This window comes from Streptomyces sp. NPDC029956 (genome assembly GCF_055574655.1).
In genome coordinates, this window is the sequence record NZ_JBVHZJ010000135.1 from 1 (window position 1) to 1,251 (window position 1,251).

Annotated in this window: 1 rRNA gene and 1 pseudogene; one reads left to right on the plus strand and one right to left on the minus strand. The window is 69.4% G+C overall.

What is annotated here, in order from left to right:
- Positions 1–91 (plus strand): 5S ribosomal RNA (gene rrf / locus ACZ4XX_RS40280); the annotation flags it as partial.
- A gap of 6 nt (positions 92–97) precedes the next feature.
- Here rrf and ACZ4XX_RS40285 read toward each other — a convergent pair.
- A pseudogene (locus tag ACZ4XX_RS40285) lies at positions 98–1,251 on the minus strand (hypothetical protein); the annotation flags it as partial.

Consider the following 1,251-nt stretch of genomic DNA (forward strand, 5'->3'; position numbering starts at 1 on the left):
GCCCGGTTACATTCCGAACCCGGAAGCTAAGCCTTTCAGCGCCGATGGTACTGCAGGGGGGACCCTGTGGGAGAGTAGGACGCCGCCGAACAATTCTTCAGGACCCCTGGTCCCAGCGTTCACGCTGGGACCAGGGGTCCTTTTGTTTTTTGCTTGACTTTTTCCGATGCGCGGCCGAGTGCCGGCTGCGCGAGAATGACTGCAGTACCCGAAGACAGGAGTCACGTCGATGTCCACCAACTCTCCCGACGACCGTCCGGAGCGCGAGCCGCGTCGCAGGGACGGTGCCGGCGCCGGCGGTGACCGGGGCGGCTTCCGTGGCCCGCGCCGTGACGACAACCGCGGTGGCGACAACCGTGGGGGTGGCTTCCGTCGCGACGACAACCGTGGCGGTGACAACCGCGGTGGCGGTGGTTTCCGTCGCGATGACCGTGGTGGTGACAACCGTGGCGGTGACAACCGCGGCGGCGGTGGCGGCTTCCGTCGCGATGACCGTGGTGGTGACAACCGTGGCGGCGGTGGCGGCTTCCGTCGCGACGACCGTGGCGGTGACAACCGCGGTGGCGGCGGTGGTTTCCGTCGCGATGACCGTGGTGGGGACAACCGTGGCGGTGGCGGCGGTGGTTTCCGTCGCGACGACAACCGTGGCGGTGACAACCGCGGTGGCGGCGGTGGTTTCCGTCGCGACGACAACCGTGGTGGTGACAACCGCGGCGGTGGCGGTGGTTTCCGTCGCGACGACAACCGTGGTGGTGACAACCGCGGCGGCGGGTTCCGCCGTGATGAGCGTCCGTCCTCGTTCCGTCGCGACGACCGGCCCTCCTTCCCGCGTGACGACCGTGGTGGGGACAACCGCGGCGGTGGCGGCGGTTTCCGCCGCGATGACCGTGGTGGTGACAACCGCGGTGGCGGTGGCGGTTTCCGTCGTGACGACCGTGGCGGTGACAACCGCGGTGGCGACAACCGTGGCGGTGGTGGTTTCCGTCGGGATGACCGGCGTGATGAGCGTCCGTCGTCGTTCCGTCGGGACGACCGGCCCTCGTACCCCTCGCGTGACGACCGTGGCGGCGACAACCGCGGCGGTGGCGGCTTCCGTCGCGATGACCGTGGTGGCGACAACCGCGGTGGCGGTGGCGGTTTCCGTCGTGACGACCGTGGTGGCGACAACCGTGGCGGTGGTGGTTTCCGTCGGGATGACCGGCGTGATGAGCGTCCGTCGTCGTTCCGTCGGGACGACCGGCCCTCGTACCC